This window comes from Rhizobium skierniewicense, from assembly GCF_014196515.1.
Classification (GTDB): Bacteria; Pseudomonadota; Alphaproteobacteria; order Rhizobiales; family Rhizobiaceae; genus Agrobacterium; species Agrobacterium skierniewicense.
On record NZ_JACIDV010000003.1, the window covers coordinates 157,442 to 182,630 of the forward strand.

The following is a 25,189-nucleotide window of genomic DNA, read 5'->3' on the forward strand; positions in this document are numbered from 1 at the left end:
AGCACCCTCTGTCAACGTCACAGGCTGAACAATTGGTAAATGGCGCGTAGCGAGGCCTGACATGAACGAGGATTTCTGGAAAACCGTAGAGGACCGTCAAACCTATTCCGAGAAATCGCGCAGGATCGGCGTCGTGAACGTCGCACTGCTGTTTGGCATGATCGCGATTGCCCTGTCCTTGATCGTCACTCCCATGCTTGCAGGCAAAATGCCGCCAGCGCGCTTTGCACAGGTGCCTGATAATTTCGATATGCTCAGCACAGGATCTGTCCAGCGCAGCGAGCCGTCCAAGAAGACCTACAGCATTCGTCGCAGCATCACGCAGCCAATGCCTGGCTCCGGCTGCATCGTTGAGGGCTATGCCAACGCGCCAAATTGCTGATTGCGTTTCCTTTAGACCGATACGGCCCTGACGCGCTCTGTTGACTGACGAATAACCTCGGAAATTTGAAGAAGCTGTTTGGCCAGCGGCGTAGCCTTGCGCCAGATCATGCCGATCGAGCGAACCGGTGCGGGTGCCTCGAAATGCGACACGGAAACCTGCGCCGAGCGCGTTTCCATGGGCACCGCCATCTCCGGGATGAGCGTGATGCCGATACCGGCGCTGACCATCTGAACCAGTGTCGATAGCGAACTGCCCTCCATGACCTCACGCGGCTGGGTCGAGCCGACCTGGCAAAACGACAGGGCCTGGTCGCGGAAGCAGTGCCCTTCCTCCAGAAGCAAAAGCCGCATCCTTGGCAGGGTCGCACGTTCCGGCACCGGCCTGCCCTCATCCTCCTTCCGGCGGACGAGCACGAATTCCTCGTCGAACAGTTTCAACTCCGTCATTGACGGTTCAGAGATCGGTAAAGCGACGATGGCAAGATCGAGAGAACCCTGTTTGAGTTCCTCGATGAGCTTTGCCGTCTGGGTTTCCCTGATCTGGATTTCTATTCCGTCGAACGCCTTGTTCAGATCGTTTATGATGGTGGGCAGCAGGTAGGGGGCGACGGTTGGAATGACGCCGATGCGCAACCGCACCAGAAACGAGTTCCTCGACGTTCGTGCCAGTTCGCCCAGTTCGTCCATTCCCTGCAAAATGTCGCGAACGCGCACGGCAAAGGCCTGGCCGAATGTCGTCAGCTTGATTTCGCGCGCGCTGCGTTCAAACAGATCGTTACCCAGTTCCTGTTCCAGTTCCTTGATCTGCATCGATAGGGCAGGCTGTGAAATCGCACAGGCATCGGCGGCGATCCGGAAGCGCTTGTGGCGAGCCAACGCCTCAAAATAACGAAGCTGTTTCAGGGTGATGTTCTTCATAACCGCAGCTTATCGTAACGATCAGTAAATCCAACTTAAATTTATGGCGGCTAGTCGTTAAAAGGTTATGAGAAGAGGTTATCTCTTCTCGGTCGGGCACATTTTTCAAGGCTCGATCCGGTTTGAGTGACATTTTGCAATTTTTAGCTTTGCAGACCTGTTTTAAAATCGACCACTCATTAGGTGACATGGAGACTAAAATGGACCAGAAAACCGATAGCGCAGGCCAATGTCCTGTTGCGCATGGCCAGACGCCGAAATCCGTTCGTACGAACCGGGATTGGTGGCCGAACCAGCTGAACATTCAGATCCTTCACCATGGATCGTCGTTGTCTGATCCGCTCGGACCCGACTTCGATTATGCAGAAGCCTTCGAGGCGCTCGATCTGGATGCGTTGAAGGCCGACCTGCACGCATTGATGACAGACTCACAGGACTGGTGGCCAGCCGACTTCGGTCACTATGGCGGTCTTTTCATCCGCATGGCCTGGCACAGTGCCGGCACATACCGCATTACCGATGGTCGTGGTGGCGCCGGTGCCGGTCAGCAGCGTTTCGCACCGCTGAACAGCTGGCCTGATAACGCCAACCTCGACAAGGCCCGTCGTCTTCTGTGGCCGATCAAGCAGAAATACGGCAACAGCATTTCCTGGGCGGATCTGATGATCCTGACCGGTAACGTCGCTCTGGAATCGATGGGTTTCAAGACGTTTGGTTTTGCTGGCGGTCGTGCCGACGTCTGGGAGCCGGAAGAGCTGTTCTGGGGTCCTGAAGGCACGTGGCTGGGTGACGAACGCTATAGCGGCGAACGGGAACTGGCCGAACCGCTGGGTGCCGTGCAGATGGGCCTCATCTACGTCAACCCGGAAGGTCCGAACGGCAATCCCGACCCGCTGGCCTCTGCCCGTGATATCCGCGCGACCTTCGCCCGCATGGCGATGAACGACGAGGAAACCGTCGCTCTGATCGCAGGCGGTCACACCTTCGGCAAGACGCATGGTGCAGGCGACCCGTCGCTGATCGGTGCCGAGCCTGAAGGCGGCGAACTTGAAGCGCAGGGTCTTGGCTGGCACAGCAAGTTCGGCACCGGTATCGGCAAGGACACCATCACCGGTGGTCCTGAAGTGACCTGGACGCAGACGCCGACACAGTGGAGCAACTTCTTCTTCGAAAACCTCTTTGCTTTCGAATGGGAACTGACGACGAGCCCGGCCGGTGCCAAGCAATGGGTGGCGAAGAATGCCGACCCATCCATCCCGGATGCCTATGATCCATCCAGGAAGCATCTTCCAACCATGCTGACGTCGGATCTGGCGCTGCGTTTCGACCCGGCTTACGAGAAGATTTCCCGCCGCTTCCTCGAAAACCCGGATCAGTTCGCCGATGCGTTTGCGCGTGCATGGTTCAAGCTGACGCACCGCGATATGGGGCCGAAGGTTCGCTACCTTGGACCGGAAGTGCCAGCCGAAGACCTGATCTGGCAGGACGTCATTCCGCCTGTCGATCACCCGCTCGTTGACGAAGCCGATATTGCCAGCTTGAAGGCAAAGGTTCTCGCCACCGGTCTGACGGTGCAGGAACTGGTTTCGACGGCCTGGGCCTCCGCATCTTCGTTCCGGGGTTCCGACAAGCGCGGTGGTGCCAATGGTGCCCGCATTCGCCTGGAGCCACAAAAGAACTGGGACGCCAACCAGCCGACACAGCTGGCAAAGGTTCTTAGCGTTCTCGAAGGCGTGCAGGCAGATTTCAACGCTGGCCAGACAGGTGGCAAGAAGATATCGCTGGCCGACCTCATTGTGCTTGCGGGTGCCGCCGGTGTCGAAAAGGCGGCGAAGGCCGCAGGGCATGATATCACCGTTCCGTTCACGCCTGGCCGCACGGACGCCTCGCAGGAGCAGACGGATGTGCATTCGTTCGAGGCGCTCGAGCCTCGTGCCGACGGCTTCCGCAACTATGTCAGCAAGACACGCCACCAGTTCATGAAGCCGGAAGAAGCCCTTGTGGACCGCGCCCAGCTTCTGAAACTGACCGGCCCTGAAATGACGGTGCTGGTCGGTGGCCTCCGCGTGCTGAAGGTTGGCGAGACCGAGCATGGCGTTTTCACCCGTCGTCCTGAAACGCTGACGAACGACTTCTTCGTCAACCTCCTGGATATGGACCTGCAATGGGCGCCTGTTTCCGGCAAGGACGGTGTCTATGAGGGACGTGACCGCACCACCAATGAGATTCGGTGGACGGGCACCCGCGTCGATCTGATCTTCGGTTCGCACTCCCAGCTTCGTGCTTTGTCGGAGGTCTACGCATCCTCTGATGCCAAGACAAAGTTCGTGAACGATTTCGTTTCGGCCTGGAACAAAGTGATGAATGCCGATCGTTTCGATCTGGTCTGATACACTCATATGAACTACTGATAGAACCGGGCGTGGCCTCTGCCACGCCCGGTGTATAGTTCTTCTAAATTTTGAAACCATTTCTAAATATTTTACCGAATTTGCTAACGCCCCTTAAAAACATTGGGTAAACCGGTGTTACGCGCCACTGTCTTTAACATTAGGCGCCGCTTATTGTTCCTGTTTCCAGCCACGCCACACCTCGACTGAAAAAAAACGCAGCGGGAGTATTGTATCAAGTTCTGATATAAGGTTTTTGAAGAGATCGTGGTATCGGCGAATGTATGGCCGTCGTCTTTCAAAGGACACCTAAAATGCGTGCAGCGCAATTTGTTATCAGTGCCTTCCTGTCACTCGCATGGCTTTCAGGCGCGAGCGCCGGTTCGCTGCCAACCCCGTCCGACAAGACCATCTTGACGATCTCCGGCAACATCAGCAACACCAACGCGGACGGCGCCGCAAAATTCGACCGCGCCATGCTGGAGGGATTGGGCATTGTCACAGTAGAGACGAGTTCGCCATGGTATGACGGGCGTACGCGTTTTGAAGGGGTTTCGCTGAAAAAATTGATGGAATATGTCGGCGCCAGTGGTACTACGGTAACGGCTGTGGCCTTGAACGATTACATGAGCACGCTTCCTCTGGCGGACTTTCAGAAGTTCAATGTCATTCTCGCCATGAAGCGAAACGGGACTTACATGGAGGTTCGTGAAAAAGGGCCGCTGTTCGTGATCTATCCGTACGACAGCACGCCGGAGCTTCAGACCCAGACATATTATGCACGTTCCGCTTGGCAGGTGGCAAAGCTGATCGTCGAGTAAAGGTGCAAATTGCGAAAGGTACTGGCGGTCATCATCTGCTGCTTCGTGTTGGCGACAGGCTACATCGCCTATGTTATCACCGAGCGGCAAAACGCTCTTCAAAAATTTTCGCGATATAATGATTCCTGGGCGGTCAGTCAGACGGTTGCAGAATATCTGCGTCTTCAAAACACGCTCTATGGATTTGTCCTTGATACCAACAGTGTCAGCCGCGATGACCTGAACCTGCGCCTCGACATCATGCTCGGCAGGGTGGAGCTTTTGCAGCATGGCAAGCTTGGCGAATTCATTGCCGCGCGCCGGGAGTGGCGTGATCTTGTCAAGAAGCTGAATGACGTGCTGGTCGACCTCGACAAGAATGTCGATCAGATGCAGCCAGACTATGTGCGCGCATTGTTGCCGGTCATGGGCGCGCTCGACGGGCCTTTGACCACACTTGCGTCGTCGTCTCTGGAATTTGACGTGGACCTGATCGATTCTGCCCAGGCCGAAGTGCGCCAACTGCACATGATCTACACGGGCCTCGCGGGAGGCCTCATCATTTGCGGCATCGCCCTCATCCTGCTGCTCAACCGTCACAACAATCTGCTGGACCGGGCGCAAAAAGACATGCGCGGGCTCACCGATGAACTTCGTTCGGCCACGCTCGAATTGCAGGAAAACAATGTTCGCCTTGCCCATGATGCGTATCACGACGCCCTGACCGAACTGCCCAATCGCGCCTTGTTTCGCCAGGAGCTGGAGCTGAGACTTTCCGCTTCGACATCCAGCGGTGCGACGGTCCTGTTGCTCGATCTCGATGGCTTCAAGGACATCAACGACACGCTGGGGCACGATGTTGGCGACGCGCTGCTTCAGGCCATCGGAGCGCGACTTTCCTCGCTGAACAAGGCCGGTGATCTCGTCTGCCGTCTGGGTGGTGACGAGTTCGCGGTCATCTCCGGCGGGATGAGCGAAGATGACTCGATGGCCTTTGCGACAATGCTGATCGATGCCATCAGCGAGCCATATATTCTGGGCGAAATGGAAATCAAGATTGGTACCTGCGTGGGTATTGCGGTCTCCCAGGATGTGACGCATGCCGACGAACTGTTCAAGCGCGCGGATCTGGCCCTTTATGAAGCGAAGGCTCAGGGTCCCGGGAGTGCATGCCTGTTTCAGGCGCATATGCAACAGCAACTGATGGAGCGACGTTCGTTTGAGGCCGATCTGCAATTGGCCATCCAGAACAACGAGATGGAAGTCTACTACCAGCCACAAATTCTGACGAGGACACGTGAAATCTGCGGCTTCGAGGCTTTGCTACGCTGGACGCATCCGGTACGCGGGAAAGTGCCGCCATCCGCGTTTATCCCTGTCGCAGAGCGCACCGGACTGATCCACTCCCTGGGCAAATGGGCGATGGATACGGCATGTCAGCAAGCGATGACCTGGAAGGGCGACATGAAGGTTGCGATCAACCTCTCCCCGGTCCAGTTCCGGAGCACCACCCTCATTCAGAACATCGTCGATGCGCTCGACAAGACCGGCCTTCATCCCGGCAGGCTTGAACTCGAAATTACCGAGTCGGTGCTGCTCAACAAAAGCGACCAGACAATGGAAACGCTGGGGAAATTGAAGGCCGTCGGCATACAGCTCGCGATGGACGATTTCGGAACCGGGTACTCTTCGCTTGGCAACCTCAAGGGCGTTCCGTTCGACAAGATCAAGATCGATCAGTCATTCCTGCGGGACGTCACCACCGATCCGGATGCGCTTGCCATCGTCGAATTCATTGTCGGTATGGCCAAGAGCCTTCGCATGAAGACCATTGCCGAGGGTATAGAAACGCAGGAGCAGTTCGATTGCATGACGAAGCTGGGATGCGACCAGATGCAGGGCTTTCTGCTCGGCAGACCCGCCCCGGCGGACAAGCTTGCGGCCTTCAGATAGCTGACGCTAGAGGCGTGCGACGGCGCGCTCAATCGCCTTGTCCAGCACATCGAAGGTTTGCGATTGGCCTTGCTCAAGCCCCAGAATACGCAAGGATACATCCCGCCCTGTTCCAAAAGCGAGCAGGCTGGATATCAGCAGCAACGCGTCTGCACGATCGGATTGCGTTACGTTTTGCATGGCTCTGATCGCGCAGATCAGCTGCGCCACCACCTCCACACCCGGCTGCCAAAGCCGGTCATGGAGAATGTCGAAGGCCGGTCCCCGATCGCGCAGTTCGCGCATGGCAAAGTCTGCCTGTGCTTCCCCTGTCTTGCTGTCCAGAAACAGGCGCAGCACCATCTTCAGCGTGTCGGATAAAAGTGTTCTGCATTGCTGCGGAGAGGGTTGCCCAGATTGAAACAGATGCGCTGCATTGCTCATCAAAGACAGTGCCGATGCCTGATACGCAGCAACGATGTCCCGCGCGCAGGCAAGGTAAAGCCCTTCCTTGTTGCCGAAATGGTAAGCGATGGCGGGAAGGGCCACACCGGCGGAATCGGCAATGGCGCGTGTGGTCGCGCCTGTAAAACCCTTCAGCCCAAATTCGGCCAGTGCCGCAGTGAGGATAGCCTGACGCGTGACGTCGCTCTTGGCGTAGCCGCCGCGACCGGGTTCGCCTGATCCATCAGCCATGGGGACGCCCTACCTTTGAACCATCACTGGTGAACTCGGCATGGCCATAGCGCTTGAGAAGGCCATTTAGCTTTCCCACCAGATGCCGGTCGGCTACATCGCGTACGACGGGGATGTTGGAGAGCATTCGAAACAGGCGAAGCTGCGAGAAGATACGGGCTGCGGTGATCACCGCCAGATTGCGATCCCGAAATGTGTAACGCACGCCCATGGCGTCCGCGCGGGCCGTGTCGCCTTTCAGGAAATGCCGGATGAAGAAGAATTTGGCGAAACTGCGCTCCAGTTCACGATCGATGCGGCCGAGTGGTGTCGGCTCGTGTGTCAGTTCCGCCTCCAGCGTGCCACGCACCAGCGAACCGCAGGTCGCATCATCGAACCCGCTGCGCAACGTGGCCTGTCGCGCCAGCATCAGACGGACTATCTCTTCAGGCGTTTCACCGAGGAGTTCCTTGGGCAGGCCCAGCAGGAAGCAGCGATAACGCGCAATCTCGATGCGAGCCTGCTCGTTTGCCGTAAACGGGCGTTTGGTTTGCAGCGCATCGGCGGCGATCAACAGGGAGCCGATCTGCCCCGCGGGCATCTGGTCCACTTGGGGTATCGGTACGCCATAAACACTGGTGTCCCACACGCCCTCGCGGCGCATGACGTTGACGCGCACCATGGAATGCATGAGCCGGACCATAGCCGCGGCCTTGAAGGCGGCGCCATGGCGTTCCAGCGCGCCGGGCATGACGGTGAGCGTGAAGAAGGTCGCGGTTTCCAGAACGCGCTTTGCTGCAAGCTGATCGGACAGATTGCCGGTGAGCGCCATGGGAAGCGCTGAATAACGGTTCATGAAGGTCGCGAGAAATGCGCCCCGGATGGCGAAAGGAACGAGATGGGCATACTGGTTTCGCTCGATGCGGGCGCCTTTGTTGACCAGCGCCATATCGATCCAGTCCGGCCTTGCCTCCATGGCGCCGATGAAGGCTGACAGTTCCGGCGGTGCATCCGGCACGGCCTCCACGCCCTTGTCGCAGGCCAGTTGCAGCATATCGATCAGTTGCCGGAAGCTGAAGTCGCCCATACGGGCCGCATAGGCATCGGCCACGGCATCGCCGATCAGCGTGTAGGCTGCCATCTGCTCTACCAGTGCGTCATCCGCCAAAATCTCCGTCTTCATCGCGTCGAGACCGGGCAGGCTTTCGCCGTCACCATCGACGGTGAAGCGTTCAGGCATTTTGGTGAAGTCGATTTTACCATAGATCGCCGGCACCTGGGTGGCCTGCTGTTCGATCTGGTGCCACAGGGCAGGATGAAACTGTCGCTTCTGCATGGGATCATTCCTTTTCTATCAATTGATAGATATCTATCGAATGATAGAATTCAAGTCTTATCGGTGATTTCTTGCAGTGTGAGATTTGGTGCGATTTCTAAGGATTTCAAAAATCCCGATCGTCACTACCATGGTTGACGTCGTGCTCTGGGGCTTGCCGGAGGGTGAGCGTGACGCAAGGTCTATGACAGGACACAGCAGAGGACACGGAACATGGCGCGCGCCCAACACCACGCGTCGGCGCAGCATCTGGACTCGGCAGGCAAGTCAGCCTTTTCCCGGGCTGCTTTCGGCATCGGCATCATCAGCGGTGTGGTCAACCTGTTGGCGCTGACATCGCCCATTTTCATGCTGCAGGTCTATGACCGCGTGCTGTCAAGCGGCAGCGTTCCGACCCTGGTCGGGTTGGCCATCCTCGCCCTTGGACTTTATGCCATCCAGGCCATCCTCGACATCATCAGAGCGCGTATTCTGCTGCGCATCGGTGAGTCATTCGACAATCGCCTGTCGGGCAGGGTGCATGATGCGGTTGTCCGCCTGCCGCTCTCGTCGCGCATGCCGGGCGATGGTTTGCAGCCATTGCGGGATCTGGACAATGTGCGGGGTTTCTTGTCCGGGCAGGGGCCGACCGCATTGTTCGACCTGCCCTGGATGCCGCTTTATCTCGGCCTGTGCTTCCTCTTCCATGTCTGGATCGGCATGACGGCCTTGGCGGGCGCTATCGTGCTGGTCGTTTTGACATTGTTCACGAACGCCCTTTCGCGAAAGCCCATCCATGATGTGATGACCTGCAACATGAAGCGCAACGGCCTGCTGGAGGGATCGCGCCGCAATGCAGAGGTTGTCCGCGCCATGGGCATGGGAAAGCGGGTCGGCTCCCGCTGGGCATACGCCAATGCTGATTATCTGGCTGCAAACAGAAAGGCGGGCGATGTCTCCAACATGCTGGGCACCATTTCCCGAACATTGCGGGTCATCCTGCAATCGGCCATTTTGGGTGTGGGTGCCTATCTGGTTATTCGCCAGGAGGTGACCGGAGGCGTGATGATTGCCAGCTCGATCATGATGGGCAGGGCACTGGCGCCGGTCGATCTCGCCATCGCAAACTGGAAGCCGTTCTTGATGGCGCGGCACAGCTGGCGGCGGCTCAAAGACTTGCTGTCGACAATTCCGCAGGACGTGCCTGTGACTGCGCTGCCTGCGCCCACCAGAGATCTCAGAGTCGAAGGGATCGTTCTCGTTCCGCCGGGCGAAAAGAAGCCGACCGTCATGGGGTTGGACTTTTCGTTGCGCGCTGGCAGTGCGCTGGGCGTCATCGGCCCATCCGGGTCCGGAAAGACCACCCTGTCGCGCGCGCTGGTCAATGCCTGGACGGTCACCTCGGGAAAAATTCGCCTGGATGGCGCCAGTCTCGACCAGTGGGACAACGAGGCGCTGGGCCGACACATCGGATATCTGCCGCAGGGTGTGGAGCTGTTCGACGGGACAGTGGCGCAAAATATCGCCCGGTTCGAAGACGATGCGGACCCGAAGGACATTGTTGCCGCTGCAAAATCGGCGGGCGCCCATGACCTCATTCTTCGTTTCGAGGGGGGTTACGAGACGCCCATCGGTGAAGGCGGCTCAGCGCTTTCGGCTGGTCAGAGGCAGCGGATCGGTCTGGCGCGTGCGCTGTATCGCGATCCGTTTCTGGTCGTGCTCGATGAGCCGAATGCCAATCTTGATGCACAGGGCGAGGCTGCCGTGATGAATGCGATCGCGTCCGTTCGCTTGCGCGGTGGTATTGCGATCGTGGTGGCGCATCGCCCCAGTGCCATCGGCGCGGTCGATCTCGTTCTGGTCATGGAGGCCGGACGACAAAAAGCCTTCGGGCCGCGTGACGAGGTTCTGTCGAAAGTTCTGCAAAGTGCCGATGCGGCCCCCCCTGTGCCAAAGAGCTTCTCGGTGACGGCGTATGGCGTGCGCCCCCTTCGCGCGGTGGCGCAGCGATTGGAGACGGTTGGCGGCGACGCAACGGAGGGACGGGATGTCTAGCATGAACTCGTTCGATGTTTCCCGCTCCATTCGCCGCCATCTGCTGGCCGGGGTCGCGGCATGTGCGGTGCTGGTTTGCGGTGCGGGCGCCTGGGCTTCCGTCACCTCGCTGTCGGGAGCTGTGGTTGCGCAAGGCCACTTCGTGGTCGGATCCTACGTCAAGAAAGTCCAGCATCCCAGCGGCGGCGTCGTGGCAGACATTCTGGTGAGGGAGGGTGACGCGGTCAAGGCGGGCGATGTTCTCATGCGGCTGGACGCGACCCAAACACGCGCCAATCTTGCCATTGTGACCAAGAGGCTGGACGAACTGACGGCCCGGCTGGCCCGGCTGGAGGCAGAGCGGGACGATCTGGAGGGCATCAGTTTCCCAGAGGCGATCCTGGCACGTCGCTCGGAGCCCGATGTCGCCGGTGTCATTCACAGCGAAACGCGGCTGTTCGAATTCAGGCGCCAGGCGCGGGCGGGGAAGAAAGCGCAGCTGTCAGAACGCATCACCCAGTTTGGCCACGAAATCGATGGGTTGAAAGCCCAGGAAGTGGCCTACAATGATGGAATGGTGGTGCTGAAGCAGGAGATAACCTCGCTGACGGCCCTTCGCAAAAAAGGCGTGGTCTCTGATCAGCGTCTCAACGGGCTGAAGACGCAGATTGCGACATTTGGCGGAGAGCGTGGTGAGAAGATCGCCTATCAGGCGCAGGTCGCGGGCAAGATTTCCGAGACACATCTGCAAATTCTCCAGATCGATCAGGATCTGAAATCCGAGGTCAGCAGCGAACTCAAGGACGTTCAGGCGCAGGTCGGGGAGTATATCGAGCGAAAGATTTCAGCCGAGGATAATTTGAAGCGGGTCGATATTATCGCTCCGCAATCGGGTTTGGTCCACCAGCTTGCGGTTCACACCGTGGGTGGTGTCATCAGCCCCGGCGAGGTCATCATGTCCATCGTGCCGGAACAGGATGATCTGGCACTGGAAGTGCAGATCGCGCCCAAGGACATCGATCAGATCCGCGTTGGCCACGACGCGATGCTGCGGATGTCTGCCTTCAATCAGCGCATCACGCCTCAATTGAAAGCCAAGGTGACGCTGGTGGCTGCCGATCTGACGACGACGGAAAGGACGGGCGCCTCCTATTATGTTGTGCGCTTGACGATTGCCGATGGGGAAATGGCAAAATTGGACGGGCTGAGGCTCGGTCCCGGCATGCCCGCCGAGGCCATGGTACAGACCGGAGACCGGACTGCGCTTTCATACCTTCTCAAGCCGCTGACAGACCAGATCAACCGGGCGTTTAACGAAGAGTGAAAGCAAGGAAAGGTTTAAGAAATGTCGGGGTATCATTAACCTTTAAAATCGTTCTTTGATTGTAATCTTACGTAACGTAAGCCAATTTTCTGCGTTATATTGGTAGAATTTCTAGTATTGGTATTTTTGTTTATACGGAATTTCGGACATAAAGAGCGACCGTTAACCAGCTGGAAAGCACCCGTGCCTCACAACAAAGGTCTCACAGTCACTTCATGACGAAGGGTCTTTCTGTTCTGGCAGCACGATGGCTGACCCACGGTTGTGGTGTCGCGGATGTGTCGCGCCGGTTTGCTCGCATTACCCTCCGAGGAACCATGTCATTTCTGCAAAATGCGAAAGTTCGCACAAAGATTCTGTCCCTGATCGTGCCCGTCGCCCTGCTTGGCCTCATTGGCCTCGGCGTCGTTTCAAATAATTACAGTACAGCCGATGACGCCTATTCGGATATTCTCTCGAAAAACGTCGTCGCTTCCACCGAGCTTTTCCGCGCGAATACCGCCCTGGTTTCTATCGGTTACGATGCCACTCTTGGCCTGATGATGCGTGAGCAGTCTGCTGATACCGCGAAGGTCGAAGAAGCCTACAAGACGGATATTGCAACGACGAAACGGCGCCTCGATACTGCCAAAACGCTTTTACCCGAGCTTGCCGGTCCGATGAACGATCTGTCCGGTCGCGTCGACCAGATCGTTGCCATGACCGACAAGATCTGGGAAAGCGCAAAGGCTGGCGATTTCCAGAGCGGGCGTAAGATGATGACGGCTGTCAATCCGCTGATCGACAAGTGGCGTAGTGATATCCGCGTGATCAGCGAGAGCAACCTGGCTCTTGTCGCTTCGAAATCGGACGATATGTCTGCGCAGACATCGTCGACGATCACCACGACGCTGATCGCTCTTGGCGTGCTGTTTGCCGCAGCCATCGCCCTTGCTCTGTTTGTGTCTGCCCGTGGCATTACCAGCCCGATCGACCGGTTGCGTGCGCGCATGGTCTCTCTTGCCAATGGTGAAACGCAGGCAGAGGTTGACGGCCTCAATCGTCGTGACGAAGTCGGCCAGATGGCGGAAGCCGTCGCTGTGTTCCGCAACAACGCTCTCGAGCGGATCCGTTTGGAGCAGGAAGCCGATGCCAACCGCAGCCTGTCGGAGAAGGAACGGATCGCCCGCGAAGAGCAGAAGGCCAAAGAAGCCGCAGACACCAGCTTTGCCGTCGATCATCTGGCCGACGCGCTGTCGCGCCTGGCGGATGGCGAAGTGTCCTACCGCATCAGCCAGCCTTTCGTTCAGCATCTGGACGTGGTTCGCGCCAACTTCAACTCGTCTGCCGAAAAGCTGCAGTCTGCCCTCAACAGCGTGGCTGTCAATGCCCGTGGTATCGACGCCGGTGCCAACGAAATCCGCGCTGCCGCCGACGATCTGGCCAAGCGCACCGAACAGCAGGCCGCATCGGTGGAGGAAACCGCCGCCGCACTCGAGCAGATCACCACGACGGTCAAGGACTCGACCAAGCGCGCCCAGGAAGCCGGTCAGCTCGTGTCCAAGGCCCGCACCGGTGCCGAACAGTCCGGCGATGTGGTTCGTAAGGCTGTGATTGCCATGGAGCAGATCGAAAAGTCGTCGTCGGAGATTTCCAACATCATCAGCGTGATCGACGAGATCGCCTTCCAGACCAACCTTCTGGCGCTCAACGCCGGTGTGGAAGCGGCACGTGCCGGTGAAGCGGGCAAGGGTTTTGCGGTTGTCGCACAGGAAGTGCGCGAACTGGCCCAGCGTTCCGCAAACGCAGCCAAGGACATCAAGGCGCTGATCACGACATCGAACGGCCAGGTCCAGCAGGGCGTGCAGCTGGTGGGTGAAACGGGTCGTGCGCTAGAAACCATCGTTGCCGAAGTTCAGGAAATCAACCGTCACGTCCTGGCGATCGTGGATGGCGCGCAGGAACAGTCCTCCGGTCTCCAGCAGATCAACACGGCTGTGAACCAGATGGACCAGGACACGCAGAAGAACGCAGCCATGGTGGAAGAGCAGACGGCAGCCAGTCATACGCTGGCCCGCGAGGCGGCCTCGCTCAACCATCTGCTGGGCCAGTTCAAGCTGGGCGGCGGTTACGAAGCGCCGGTGCGCCAGGCCACGCAGGCAGAACGTCCCGTCCAGTCTCCGGCGCGTGCGCTGGGCCGCAAGGTGGCGTCTGCCTTCAACGGCAATGCCGCGGTGAAATCGGACTGGGAAGAGTTTTGAGCCTGATGGCTTGAACGACCCGATGATAAGGTGAAGATCAAAACCGCCCGCGCGTGTCGCGGGCGGTTTCCTGTATGGGGATTTCGTTATCGCGTTGAATGTCGTAAACGAAAATATCAATATGGTTGCAGGATGCGGGTGCAGATGAATACGAACGACAGGGTTGACGACAAGGAGCGGCAGGCGCCCCGTCGCGGTTTCGGTGTCTCCACCGTTTATGAGACGCTTCGTAATGAAATCATCGAGCTCAAGCTTGCACCGGGTAGCCCCATTGACGAGGTGCAGCTTTCCGACCGGTTCGAGTTGTCTCGCACGCCGATCCGCGAGGCGCTGGTCAAACTGTCTGCCGAAGGGCTGATCACGACCCTGACGAACCGCGCAACCATCGTGTCGCAGATCGACTTTCTCGGTTTGCCGGAATTTTTCGACGCGCTGACGCTGATGTACCGCGTTACCACGCGGCTTGCGGCGGCAAACCATACGGCGGATAATATCGTCACCATCAGGGCATTTCAGACGTCGTTCGAAAGGGCGGTCGATGAGCGCGACGTGCTGGCGATGATTTCCACCAACCGCGATTTTCATCTTGCTATCGCCTATGCGGGCGGCAACCGCCACTATTGCGAGCTGTTCACCCGGCTTCTGGACGAGGGGCGTCGCATCGTCCGCCTCTATTACTCCTCCTTCAATGATGTGCTCCCGCGTGATTACGTCAGCGAGCATGAGGACATGATCCAGACGATCATCTCGCGGGACGTCGAACGGGCCGATAAGGTGGCGCTTGTTCATGCCGACCAGATCGTTCAGCAAATCCGGTCCTATATTACGGCCGATACGAGACAGAGCGTCGATATCCGGCTCTGAGATTGGGTGGGAAGCGATATCCCGAGGCTTCGAAATACGAGTGTTAGGGTTTGTATTTTATTTGTCGACAGTAACGCGTTTCCTTGGTAGTGAATGTCTTATGTTTGATTGGAACGAGGCGACGACAATGGCAGATACGATTTTCACTGGCTGCATTCCTGCTCTCATGACGCCTTGCAAGGCGGATCGGACCCCCGATTTCGACGCCCTGGTCAAGACGGGCAAGGATCTGATCGCCGCCGGCATGTCGGCTGTCGTCTATTGCGGTTCCATGGGTGATTGGCCGCTTCTGACCGATGCGGAGCGCCAGGAAGGTGTGCGTCGGCTGGCCGAAGCGGGTATCCCGGTGATCGTCGGCACGGGCGCCATCAACACGAAATCGGCCGTCAGCCACGCAGCCCATGCGGCGCAGGTCGGTGCCAAGGGGTTGATGGTCATTCCCCGTGTCTTGTCGCGCGGTTCGTCTTCATCCGCGCAGAAGGCACATTTTTCGGCCATTCTGGAAGCGGCGAATGGCCTGCCAGCCGTGATTTACAACAGCCCCTATTATGGCTTTGCCACCCGTGCGGACCTGTTCTTCGATCTGCGCTCGCGTTACGCCAACCTGATTGGTTTCAAGGAGTTCGGCGGCAAGGCGGACATGACCTATGCGGCTGAAAACATCACCGCTGGCGATGACGACCTGACCCTGATGGTGGGTGTCGACACCGGCGTCTATCACGGCTTCGTCAATTGTGGCGCGGGTGGTGCCATCACCGGCATCGGTAACGCGCTGCCAAAGGAAGTCCTTCATCTCGTGTCTTTGTGCCAGAAGGCGGCAAAGGGCGACGCGACAGCGCGTCGTGATGCGCTGGAACTCGAGGAAGCACTGACCATTCTGTCGACCTACGATGAGGGTCCGGATCTCGTGCTGCACTACAAATATCTGATGGTGTTGAACGGTGACACGGAATACGCGTTGCACTTCAATGAGAGCGACGAATTGAGCGCTTCCCAGCGGCGTCAGCTCGAAACGCAATATACACTCTTCAAGTCCTGGTACGCTTCGCGTTACGCAGGCTGATCTGCAGCTTTAGCCATGATCTTGTGTTGAAAAATGCGCCCCGAAAGGGCGCATTTTGCTGTTCACCGTTCAGGCAACCTGCTTTTCAGTCATGTCGGTTGAGATGTGTTCGCGAGCCGTCAGGTAATCGACCAGATCCTTGATCGTTACGACGGGCAGGCCGTGACGTTTCGCAAAGACGAGCAGTTGTGGCAGCCGTGCCATGGTCCCATCGTCATTTGCGATTTCGCAGATCGTGCCGCTGGGGAATTTGCCGGCCAGACGGCAAAGATCGACTGCGGCCTCGGTATGGCCCGTGCGCCCGAGAACGCCAAGCGGATGGGCGCGCAACGGGAAGATGTGCCCCGGACGGGCAAAATCATCCGGCTTGGTTTCAGGCGATACCAGCGCGCGAATGGTGGTTGCGCGATCGCTGGCGGAAATGCCGGTCGTGGTACCCGGAATATAGTCCACCGATACGGTGAATGCGGTTTTGTGAAACTCGGTGTTGCGCGGCACCATCAGCGGAATATCGAGTTCGTCCAGCCGTTCGCCCGGAACGGCCACGCAGATGAGGCCGCGAGCATGGTTCATCATGAACGCAATCTGCTGTGGCGTGATACTGTCGGATGCGACGATAATATCACCTTCGTTTTCACGATCCTCGTCATCCACGACGATGATCATCTCACCGTGCGCAATGGCTGCTATCGCATCGTCTATTGTCGAAATGGTCATGTCTTGCCTTTCAAGGGTTCTGCCGTTTCCGGCACTTTCGCGTTTTTGGAAAAACGCCAAGTCTCCCTTGGGCGAACAACGCAGCATAGCCCGCTGTTTGCGGGTTTCTGCCACCTCGTTCTCTTCCATCCGGACTATACCGTCGGCTCCGGCATCTCACCGGATCTGCTGACCTTTCGGTAAAACCGAAAGCGCTCGCGGGCTGCGGGTAAACCCGATACCGCCGGTGGGGAATTGCGCCCCGCCCTGAGAACAGGTGAAGCATAGAATAGGGACGTGCAGTCAAGCAAGATGAAAATTATCCTTCACAATGCCAATTTGGGAAAAGAATTTGCGCTGTGAGCCGTCTCGCAACAGTGGTGATCATCTACCGTCCTGATGGATGCCATCCTCATCAAACGCGGTCTTGGAGCTGAGCTTCTTGGCCTATCCAGTCAATCGAGATTGAGAATGACCAAGGCCAGCTTCTCCACGACCTGATGGTCCGCCGTGAGGGCGGGGCCAGAGGACACAAGGGGCCTGTCATGCACCTTCAACCAGATGACGCCTTATTTGACCAATCGAGCTGCGGTTTTCGCTCCGCTGTCGCCGCCGTCGTAGGATTTCAGCGTCCAGTTGGCGGAATTGATGATCATGGTGTTGACCACCAACGAAATCTTGTTGGCCTGATTGGTGGTTGAATTATAGGTCACATCGCGGTTGGGAAGATAGATGATACCCTCCAGCGTCTCGCCGTTCGATCCGTTGAAGATGTATTGGCGGGTGTTCGATCCAACGGTCATGTTGCTTGTTTTCTCAAACATCAACACGCCCTTGTAGGTGCCGCTCGTTGGTGGCGAGGCTTTGAAGGTGAGGCCCCCATTGGCGCGGATTTCGCTGTCGATGTCGGGAAAATAGAACGTCACACCATTTGCGATGACCGTCGAATTGCTGTTGATGATCATGCGTCCCTTGACGATGTGAAGACCTGGTTCGAAGGTGACGGTTGGACTGCCGTTGAATGTCAGATCGCAATGCATGCCCGGCTTGATCGACTGCGTTTGCCCGTCCTTCGTGCCGCTTTCGGTGCAGGTGCTCGGGAGTTTCGGCTCGGCTATTTTACCGGCATATGGATCGGTGGCCGCGTTGCAGCCGACCTGCAGGTTGCTCAGCGTGCCGCCATTCTTGATGTACTGCGTGCCCTTTACACAAAACCGTGTGGTGTCGATCGTCGAGCCACTGTTCATGATGAATGCCGGATTGCTGACGGACTGGACGTCTATTCCGCAGTCTTCGCTCTTTACCCGGGCACCGGAGTTGACCAGAACCGCCTGATTTTGATTTCCGAGAACGTAAAGACAGGCACCGGCCGATTTCGCCTTCGGCGCAAAAGCCGTGGCCGACACCGAAATAAGCATCGTGTTCATGCCGATCAGCGGCAGAAATGACGGTTTGAAGTCTGCCCTATAGTCACCTGTGACACTTCCATCCGGATTGGACGCCACCGACACGGCATTCTTTAAATCAATGGTCTGACCGTCTTGGGAGACCAGATCGCCTAAAAAATTCTCGATTTCGCTTCTTTGTGCCTGGGGCGTTGCCTTCGTTGCAGCGGCCAGAACGCCGGCGTCAAGCTTTTCCTGCAAGTGCCTTTTTTCGGTCATGGCATTCATGACATCAACCGCCCCCCCGGCTGAGACCAGCAAGATTGGCGCCATCAGGGCTGCAAGCATCCCAAAATTTCCACCGCTGTCACCGATCAAATGTCTATGTTTCGCCCATAGCGCGTAAACTTTCGAACCTATTGTCACGATGTGAAGCCCCATAAAAATACATACTGTATATTCAATAATTTCAATTATTTAAAAATATAAGAATATGTAGGATAACTGTTATATTAAGAATTCGATATCGTTTTTAAGAATGTGGAATCAGTTCTATTCTGCCCGCTGCCGTCGCCGGCCTAACCAGCGGGAGACGAAGGCCGCCGCTTGGGTTGAGCGCGCAAGATCCATCGAAATCTCATTATATTAGGGAACCGTCAGGGGCGGTGAACATTCTCTCTGGTGAGCAGCCCAGCCATCGGCAATCCAACGCCAGGACATGCGCTTCGGGTTATCTTCCCCTCAATCCTTTAAAAGGGAAATTCCATGACAGAGCGCAATGATAGCGAAAATTCGCCCAGCACTGAAAACGCATTGAGGGCTCAGCCTCCCGGCAGCGGACAGTTTACGCCTGAACAGCATCACGCTGAAGGTGGCGAGCTGCACCAGAAGGTTCCCGGCGACGATGCTGACGATGGCGCGTTTCTGACCGATAACTTCGGACATCGGATTTCCGATAACCAGAACAGTCTGAAGGCGGGGAGCCGAGGCCCCACGCTTCTTGAGGACTTCGTTCTAAGAGAAAAAATCTTCCATTTCGACCATGAGCGGATCCCCGAGCGGATCGTACATGCGCGCGGATCGGGCGCTCATGGCGTTTTTGAATGCACCAAGAGCATTCCCGGCCTGACGAAAGCCTCCATTTTTCAAAAGGTCGGCAACGCCTGTCCGGTCTTCGTCCGCTTCTCCACAGTTGCTGGCGGTGCAGGGTCGGTCGACACCCCCCGTGACGTCAGGGGCTTTGCCGTCAAGTTCTACACCGAGACCGGTAACTGGGATTTGGTCGGCAACAATATCCCGGTCTTCTTCATCCAGGACGCGATCAAGTTCCCTGACCTCATTCACAGTGTCAAGATGGAGGCAGACCGAGGCTATCCGCAGGCAGCATCAGCCCATGATACCTTTTGGGATTTCGTTAGCCTGATGCCGGAATCCATGCACATGATCATGTGGGCTATGTCTGATCGCACGATACCGCGTTCTTTCCGAATGATGGAAGGCTTCGGCGTTCACACCTTCAGGTTCGTGAATGAGAAAGGCGAAGGCAAGTTCGTGAAGTTCCACTGGAAGCCTCACCTCGGTCTGGCATCTACGACATGGGACGAAGCGGTCAAAATTGCAGGCGCAGATCCGGATTTCCAACGCCGTGACCTGTTTGAATCCATCGATAAGGGCGACTTCCCCGCCTGGGATCTCGGCATACAGATCTTCGATGAAGAGTGGGCAATGAAGCAGCCCTACGACGTGCTGGATGCAACGAAACTCATTCCTGAAGAAGACATTCCCGTCGAGATTATCGGGAAAATGACCCTGAACCGCAACGTCGATAACTTCTTTGCCGAGACGGAACAGGTCGCGTTCCTCCCAAGCAACGTCATCCCTGGTATCGATTTCAGCAACGATCCTCTGTTACAGGGACGACTGTTCTCGTATCTCGATACGCAGAAGTCTCGCTTGGGAACTACGAATTTCCACCAGATCCCGGTCAACGCTCCCAAGTGTCCGTTTCATAATTTCCAGCGCGATGGCCTTATGCAGACGCTTGTTCCGAAAGGACGGGCGAACTACGAGCCCAACAGCTTGTCTGAAGCCGGCGAAGACAGCGGGCCTCGTGCATCCGCGACGAGTGGTTTTGCGACCTTTCGTGAGAACGCTGAACGGAATGACCCAACGCAGAAGCTGCGCCAGCGCGACGCACTGTTTGCGGACCACTACAGCCAGGCCCGCATGTTCTTCAACTCGCAAACGAATAACGAGAAAGCCCATATCGTTTCGGCACTCGTTTTTGAACTTTCCAAAGTTCAGATGCCGCACGTCAGAACAAACGTCGTTTCCAATCTCCGCAACATCGATGAGGGGCTAGCCCAAAGAGTAGCGGATGGTTTGGGGATAGACTTGCCGGAAAAATCGACGCCCGCAAAACAACCGATCGACATGGCGACGTCGGACGCATTGTCCATTCAGAAGAACGACCTCAAAACGCTGCAGGGCCGTAAAGTCGGCATCCTCTTCGACGAAGGATCTAACAAGGCGTCCATCGACACGCTAGTGGCCGATATTGAAAAAGCAGGCGGAACCGCTTTCCTTGTTGCAAGAAAAGTTGGCGGCTTGAAAGTCGATGGCGGGGAACTGAAGGCCGATGGACAATTGGCTGGCTCACCATCGTTCATTTTCGATGCCGTCGCTTCGGTCCTGGCGCCTGAGGCCGCTGAAAAGCTCAAAAAGGAAGCCGCCGCGGTACAATGGTTCATGGATGCCTACGGGCATTGCAAAACCATCGGCTATTGCAAGGCGACCAAGCTGCTGCTTGATCGAGCCAATGTCGAAATCGATGACGGCGTTGTCCCCATCGAGCAGTTCATGAGCGTTGCGGCACAAAGGCACTGGGACAGAGAGCCTTCCGTCCGAGAGCTTCCATAAAGTCCCTGTGACGACTGTAGCGGCACCTAGTGCCGCTACAGTCCCGCTTAGCAAGGGCAGAGCAACGGGCTTTGTTTTGTGTCACGTTCTTGGTGTCAAAAGGTGAAAATCATCTTGTCCGACCCGACCATCAAGCCTGCGGCTGCTTCGTCTTGCGCAAATATGGCAGCACCGTTTCGAATGATCCAAACCGCGTTATCGCATCCTCATTGGAGACCGCAGCCGTAATGATCACGTCGTCCCCCTGTTTCCAGTTGGCAGGCGTGGCGACTTGATGTTTTGCCGTCAGCTGGATCGAGTCGATGGTGCGCAGGATCTCATCGAAGTTACGGCCTGTCGTCATCGGATAGGTGAGGATCAGCTTGATCTTCTTATCAGGGCCGATGACATAGACGGAACGCACAGTGGCGTTATCGGCAGGTGTGCGTCCTTCGGAGCTTTCGCCCGCATCATCCGGCAGCATGTCATAGAGCTTGGCGATCTTGAGGTCCTTGTCGCCGATTAGCGGGTAGCCAACCTCAAAGCCGGTTGCCGTCTGGATGTCCTGCTTCCATTTCGAGTGGCTTTCCACCGGATCGACCGAGATACCGATGACCTTCACATTGCGTGCCTTGAACTCCCCATCGAGACCGGCCATCGCGCCGAGCTCCGTGGTGCAGACGGGCGTGAAATTCTTGGGGTGGGAAAACAGAACAGCCCAGCTGTCTCCGATCCACTCGTGGAAACTGATCGATCCCTGTGTTGTGTCTGCTGTAAAGTCGGGGGCAGTCTGATTGATCCGCAACGTCATGGCATGCTCCAGCATAAGTTATGGGCCGATATTCACCTTTTACCCAACAGAAGTCGCCAAATAATCATCCAGAATAGTGCCGATATCGAGGAGAAATATTCGCTTGCTAACATCTGCCGGCAATCATTTTGCGCGTCCCACCCTGTTGCAACTCTGCCGCACCTTAAGGTTTAGTGACGCCTGATGCATGAAACGGGGTTGGCGTTTCGATAAACGCCGCGTATTCTGCTTCCAGCAACCTGAACGAGGGAGGTATTCGATGGCATATTTTTCAAACTCCCCGGTGGCTTCAGCCTCAAAGAGCTGACGCTCTCTTTCTTTTTTCTTCAAGAGATCGCCACACGACAACCGGTAAGCCCGGTTCCTTCTGTCTTTTTCTGAATTTCTTTCGCGCAGCGACATAGCGCGGATTCCCTTTTCATTCTTTTCATGGGACCGGCCGCTGCCGGGTGCTTATCATGTCATTTGGTTTGAAATTACGCCGAAGTCAGGCGTTCCGCAGCGTTTTTCGCTTCTGTTGGCAGCATTGGCGCAGGCAGCCCGGTCGTGTTGCTTTCATGCTTGTCGCCGTCTTGTTTTCAACGCTGGCCGACGTGCTGACGCCGATGTTTGCCGGTCAGCTGGTCGACGCCGTCGTATCGGGTACGGCAAACGATCCTGATGTGTGGAACAATGCGCTCACTGCATTTTCATGGCTTATGGGCCTCGCCGTTCTGGCGGTCATCCTGCGTCATGCGACCTTCATGACGATCATCAGCTTCACGCTGCGATCGATGACGGATATTGCCGCCGACTCGTTTCACCGCATCCAGCGCTTTTCCTCCGATTGGCACGCCAACAGCTTCGCAGGCTCTACCGTGCGTAAGGTGACACGCGGCATGTGGGCGCTCGATCTGTTGAACGACACGGTATTCGTCGCGCTGTTTCCTTCCATCGTCATGCTGATCGGCTCCACCGTTCTGATGACATGGTACTGGCCAATGATGGGTCTGCTCGTCGGGCTCGGTTCCGTGCTGTTTGTGGTCATCACCGTCTGCATGGCGCTTGGCTACGTTGCGCCGATGGCCAGTCTTGCCAATGCCTGGGATACCCGGCTTGGCGGATCGTTGGCCGATGCCGTGACCTGCAATGCGGTGGTCAAGGCATTCGGTGCCGAGGAACGTGAGGACCTGCGCCTGACACGTGTCATGGGCAAGTGGCAGGACAGAACAAAGCGCACATGGACGCGTGGCACCATCAACGGCACCCTGCAGGCGGGCCTGCTCAGCATCATGCGGGCAGGGGTGATCGGTCTTGCGCTTTTACTGTGGGCCAGTGGGAATGCCAATGCCGGTGATATCACCTTCGTTCTGACGGCCTTCTTCATCCTCCAGGGCTACCTGCGTGAGATCGGTATGCATATTCGCAACCTGCAACGCTCGGTCAACGATATGGAGGAACTGGTGTCTATCCATTCGCAGCCGCTTGGCATCGATGATGTCGCCCATGCAAAAACGCTTGTCATCGATGAGGGGAAAATCGAATTCGAGCGGGTGAGCTTCCACTATGGCAAACATCTCGCACCCCTCTACAAGGACTTTTCGGTCACCATCAAGCCGGGTGAGCGGGTGGGTCTTGTGGGTCATTCCGGTTCGGGCAAGACGACCTTCATCAAGCTGATCCAGCGGCTGCATGACGTCAGCGATGGCACTGTCAGCATCGACGGGCAGGATATTTCGCAAGTGTCGCAGGCATCGCTGCGCCAGCAGATCGCCATCGTGCAGCAGGAACCGATCCTGTTTCATCGCTCACTTGCGGAAAACATCGCCTATGCGCGGCCGAACGCCACGCAGCTCGAGATCGAGAACGCCGCAAAGCTGGCAAGCGCCCACGGCTTCATCACAGCGCTGCCGAAGGGTTATGGCACGCTGGTGGGTGAGCGCGGTGTCAAGCTTTCAGGTGGGGAGCGCCAGCGGATTGCAATCGCAAGAGCGTTTCTCGCCGATGCCCCGATCCTCATTCTCGACGAGGCGACGTCCAGCCTGGATTCGGAATCGGAAATGCTGATTCAGACCGCGATGGAACGGTTGATGCTGGGGCGGACGACACTGGTTGTCGCGCACCGTCTATCGACGGTCCGCTCGCTCGATCGGTTGCTGGTGTTCAGCCACGGAACGATTGCCGAAGAGGGCACGCATGTCAGCCTCATCCAGAAGAAGGGTGGCATTTATCGCGGTCTCTTCGAGCGTCAGGCACTGGAACTGACGAAGGGACTGGTTCTGGATGTCGCCGAATAGACGGCGCTGGTCCACGGCCTTCATGGATGCCGTGGACCCTGTACCATCAACGCAGGCCAGTTCTGGCGCGACGTGTTTCAAAATCGAATCGAGAACAGGGACGCTGTCATCGACGCCCTGCTGGTTCGGGATCGTCAACAGCAGGGCGTCGGCCTCAGCGACGGCTTCATCTCACGTCAAGTTTTCCCTTTCGAATAGTGCGCGGCTACGCGATATCTGCAGGCAAAAGACGGTTTCGGCCGGAAAATTGCCGCCTTGAAAATTCGACGAAATCGAGCACGGCTTTCGATTTTTCATTGGCCTGCCAGCCCACGACGAGTTCCACCTCGTCCGGTATCTCCGTCAGCGCACGGTAGACCAGATGTGGGCTAAGATTATGGGCGAGCCAGGAGGGTGCGATTGCGATACCGACGCCCGCAGCGACAAGCGTCGCGATTGCGAGGGTGTGGGACACTTCCTGAACCACCATCGGATAAATGCCGGCACGACGAAATGCGTCCATGATGACATGGTGATAACTTGCGCCGACCGTTGGCGCGTAGGTGATGATGGGTTCTCCAGCAAAATCCTTGACGCCGATACTGGTTTGTTCCGCAAGCCTGTGATGCTTTGGCAAGACGGCGACGAAACCCTCTCGCAGCAAATGTTCTGTCTTCAAAAAACCGGCAGGGTTTGTCGGCCGAATGAAAGCGACTTGCACATTGCCGTTCTGAAGCATCTCCAGTTGGCTCGCAGTTCCCAGGAGTTGGACGTCCACCTGTATCGCCGGATATTTCGTGTGAAACTGAGCAATGACGCCTGGTAATACGTGGGACAAGGCGACATGGACGCCGCTGACGGAGATCGTTCCACTATCGTCGCCAGAAATAGAACGGGTGTGCGTGACCGCCCGATCTATCCCCCCTAGGATTTCCATGGCGTGCCGCAGGAAGATTTCTCCCGCTGGTGTCAGTTTCACGCTTCGCGTCGTTCGAAGAAAAAGGGGGGTTCCAATGCGGTCTTCAAGCTGACGGATCTGCTGGCTGAGAGGCGCCTGGGCCATGCCAAGCCTGTCTGCCGCACGACTGAAGTGCAGTTCCTCCGCAACGCAGGCGAAATAATGAAGGTGACGAAATTCGATGCCATATTTCATATCCTGTAGATATCAATACCCGGCTTATTTTGTAATAGATAATAATCTATTC

19 protein-coding genes, 1 pseudogene and 1 riboswitch are annotated in these 25,189 nt (G+C 57.0%); of the genes and pseudogenes, 11 read left to right on the plus strand and 9 right to left on the minus strand.

Features of this window, described 5'->3' with window-relative positions; genetic code table 11:
- The first annotated feature begins 61 nt into the window (after positions 1 to 61).
- On the plus strand, positions 62 to 382 hold the full coding sequence (locus GGQ73_RS05750; RefSeq protein WP_183894685.1) for a hypothetical protein: 321 nt from the start codon (positions 62 to 64) through the stop codon (positions 380 to 382).
- Between the two features lie 11 nt (positions 383 to 393).
- On the opposite strand, the gene GGQ73_RS05755 is transcribed toward GGQ73_RS05750, so the two are convergent.
- Positions 394 to 1,302, minus strand: coding sequence for a hydrogen peroxide-inducible genes activator (locus tag GGQ73_RS05755; protein ID WP_183894687.1), 909 nt, complete (start codon positions 1,300 to 1,302; stop codon positions 394 to 396).
- Positions 1,303 to 1,502: 200 nt separating this feature from the next.
- Between GGQ73_RS05755 and katG the strand changes: the two genes are divergently transcribed.
- The 3 genes from katG to GGQ73_RS05770 all read left to right on the plus strand — a co-directional run bounded on the left by katG (position 1,503) and on the right by GGQ73_RS05770 (position 6,445).
- Entirely contained in the window at positions 1,503 to 3,692 is a 2,190-nt protein-coding gene (gene katG, locus GGQ73_RS05760; protein ID WP_183894689.1) for a catalase/peroxidase HPI, read from the plus strand.
- A gap of 314 nt (positions 3,693 to 4,006) precedes the next feature.
- Positions 4,007 to 4,513, plus strand: a complete 507-nt coding sequence (locus GGQ73_RS05765; protein ID WP_183894691.1) for a putative pterin-binding protein — start codon at positions 4,007 to 4,009, stop codon at positions 4,511 to 4,513.
- Positions 4,514 to 4,522: 9 nt separating this feature from the next.
- Positions 4,523 to 6,445, plus strand: a complete 1,923-nt coding sequence (locus GGQ73_RS05770; protein WP_183894693.1) for a putative bifunctional diguanylate cyclase/phosphodiesterase — start codon at positions 4,523 to 4,525, stop codon at positions 6,443 to 6,445.
- A gap of 6 nt (positions 6,446 to 6,451) precedes the next feature.
- Here the strand turns inward: GGQ73_RS05770 and GGQ73_RS05775 are convergent, their stop codons facing one another.
- Entirely contained in the window at positions 6,452 to 7,120 is a 669-nt protein-coding gene (locus tag GGQ73_RS05775; protein ID WP_183894695.1) for a TetR family transcriptional regulator, read from the minus strand.
- Positions 7,113 to 8,435: an oxygenase MpaB family protein gene (locus GGQ73_RS05780; RefSeq protein ID WP_183894696.1), complete on the minus strand. Its 1,323-nt coding sequence runs from the start codon at positions 8,433 to 8,435 to the stop codon at positions 7,113 to 7,115. Before GGQ73_RS05780 ends, GGQ73_RS05775 begins: the two co-directional genes overlap by 8 nt.
- Before the next feature lie 213 nt (positions 8,436 to 8,648).
- On the opposite strand from GGQ73_RS05780, the gene GGQ73_RS05785 reads away from it, so the two are divergent.
- From GGQ73_RS05785 to GGQ73_RS05805, 5 genes are all read left to right on the plus strand, one after another.
- On the plus strand, positions 8,649 to 10,469 hold the full coding sequence (locus GGQ73_RS05785) for a type I secretion system permease/ATPase (protein WP_183894698.1): 1,821 nt from the start codon (positions 8,649 to 8,651) through the stop codon (positions 10,467 to 10,469).
- Positions 10,462 to 11,772, plus strand: coding sequence for an HlyD family type I secretion periplasmic adaptor subunit (locus tag GGQ73_RS05790; protein WP_234910896.1), 1,311 nt, complete (start codon positions 10,462 to 10,464; stop codon positions 11,770 to 11,772). Before GGQ73_RS05785 ends, GGQ73_RS05790 begins: the two co-directional genes overlap by 8 nt.
- Positions 11,773 to 12,089: 317 nt before the next feature.
- Complete coding sequence (locus tag GGQ73_RS05795) at positions 12,090 to 14,012, plus strand: methyl-accepting chemotaxis protein (protein ID WP_183895079.1); 1,923 nt, start codon at positions 12,090 to 12,092, stop codon at positions 14,010 to 14,012.
- 144 nt (positions 14,013 to 14,156) lie between these two features.
- Positions 14,157 to 14,876, plus strand: a complete 720-nt coding sequence (locus GGQ73_RS05800; protein WP_183894700.1) for a GntR family transcriptional regulator — start codon at positions 14,157 to 14,159, stop codon at positions 14,874 to 14,876.
- A gap of 127 nt (positions 14,877 to 15,003) precedes the next feature.
- A complete protein-coding gene (locus GGQ73_RS05805; RefSeq protein WP_174154168.1) occupies positions 15,004 to 15,939 on the plus strand; it encodes a dihydrodipicolinate synthase family protein in 936 nt (311 codons plus the stop codon).
- Between the two features lie 69 nt (positions 15,940 to 16,008).
- Here GGQ73_RS05805 and ribB read toward each other — a convergent pair whose 3' ends face one another.
- Together ribB and GGQ73_RS05815 are read right to left on the minus strand one after the other, a co-directional pair.
- Positions 16,009 to 16,656 (minus strand): 3,4-dihydroxy-2-butanone-4-phosphate synthase, encoded by a 648-nt coding sequence (gene ribB / locus GGQ73_RS05810; protein ID WP_183894702.1) that lies wholly within the window; start codon positions 16,654 to 16,656, stop codon positions 16,009 to 16,011.
- A 113-nt stretch (positions 16,657 to 16,769) separates the two neighbouring features.
- Positions 16,770 to 16,914: riboswitch (FMN riboswitch) on the minus strand.
- A gap of 290 nt (positions 16,915 to 17,204) precedes the next feature.
- Positions 17,205 to 18,368: a TadE/TadG family type IV pilus assembly protein gene (locus GGQ73_RS05815; RefSeq protein WP_234910897.1), complete on the minus strand. Its 1,164-nt coding sequence runs from the start codon at positions 18,366 to 18,368 to the stop codon at positions 17,205 to 17,207.
- 417 nt (positions 18,369 to 18,785) lie between these two features.
- On the opposite strand from GGQ73_RS05815, the gene GGQ73_RS05820 reads away from it, so the two are divergent.
- Complete coding sequence (locus tag GGQ73_RS05820; protein WP_183894706.1) at positions 18,786 to 20,939, plus strand: catalase; 2,154 nt, start codon at positions 18,786 to 18,788, stop codon at positions 20,937 to 20,939.
- 130 nt (positions 20,940 to 21,069) lie between these two features.
- Here GGQ73_RS05820 and GGQ73_RS05825 read toward each other — a convergent pair whose 3' ends face one another.
- On the minus strand, positions 21,070 to 21,729 hold the full coding sequence (locus GGQ73_RS05825; protein WP_183894708.1) for a peroxiredoxin: 660 nt from the start codon (positions 21,727 to 21,729) through the stop codon (positions 21,070 to 21,072).
- A 123-nt stretch (positions 21,730 to 21,852) separates the two neighbouring features.
- Positions 21,853 to 22,131, minus strand: coding sequence for a hypothetical protein (locus GGQ73_RS05830; RefSeq protein ID WP_183894710.1), 279 nt, complete (start codon positions 22,129 to 22,131; stop codon positions 21,853 to 21,855).
- Between the two features lie 56 nt (positions 22,132 to 22,187).
- Between GGQ73_RS05830 and GGQ73_RS05835 the strand changes: the two genes are divergently transcribed.
- The gene (locus GGQ73_RS05835) at positions 22,188 to 24,005 is read left to right on the plus strand and encodes an ABC transporter ATP-binding protein (protein ID WP_183894712.1); all 1,818 of its coding nucleotides are present in this window, start codon (positions 22,188 to 22,190) and stop codon (positions 24,003 to 24,005) included.
- A gap of 57 nt (positions 24,006 to 24,062) precedes the next feature.
- Here GGQ73_RS05835 and GGQ73_RS22900 read toward each other — a convergent pair.
- Together GGQ73_RS22900 and GGQ73_RS05840 are read right to left on the minus strand one after the other, a co-directional pair.
- Positions 24,063 to 24,176 (minus strand): annotated as a pseudogene (locus GGQ73_RS22900) (LLM class flavin-dependent oxidoreductase); the annotation flags it as partial.
- 34 nt (positions 24,177 to 24,210) lie between these two features.
- A complete protein-coding gene (locus GGQ73_RS05840) occupies positions 24,211 to 25,137 on the minus strand; it encodes a LysR family transcriptional regulator (RefSeq protein WP_183894714.1) in 927 nt (308 codons plus the stop codon).
- Between the last annotated feature and the right edge of the window lie 52 nt (positions 25,138 to 25,189).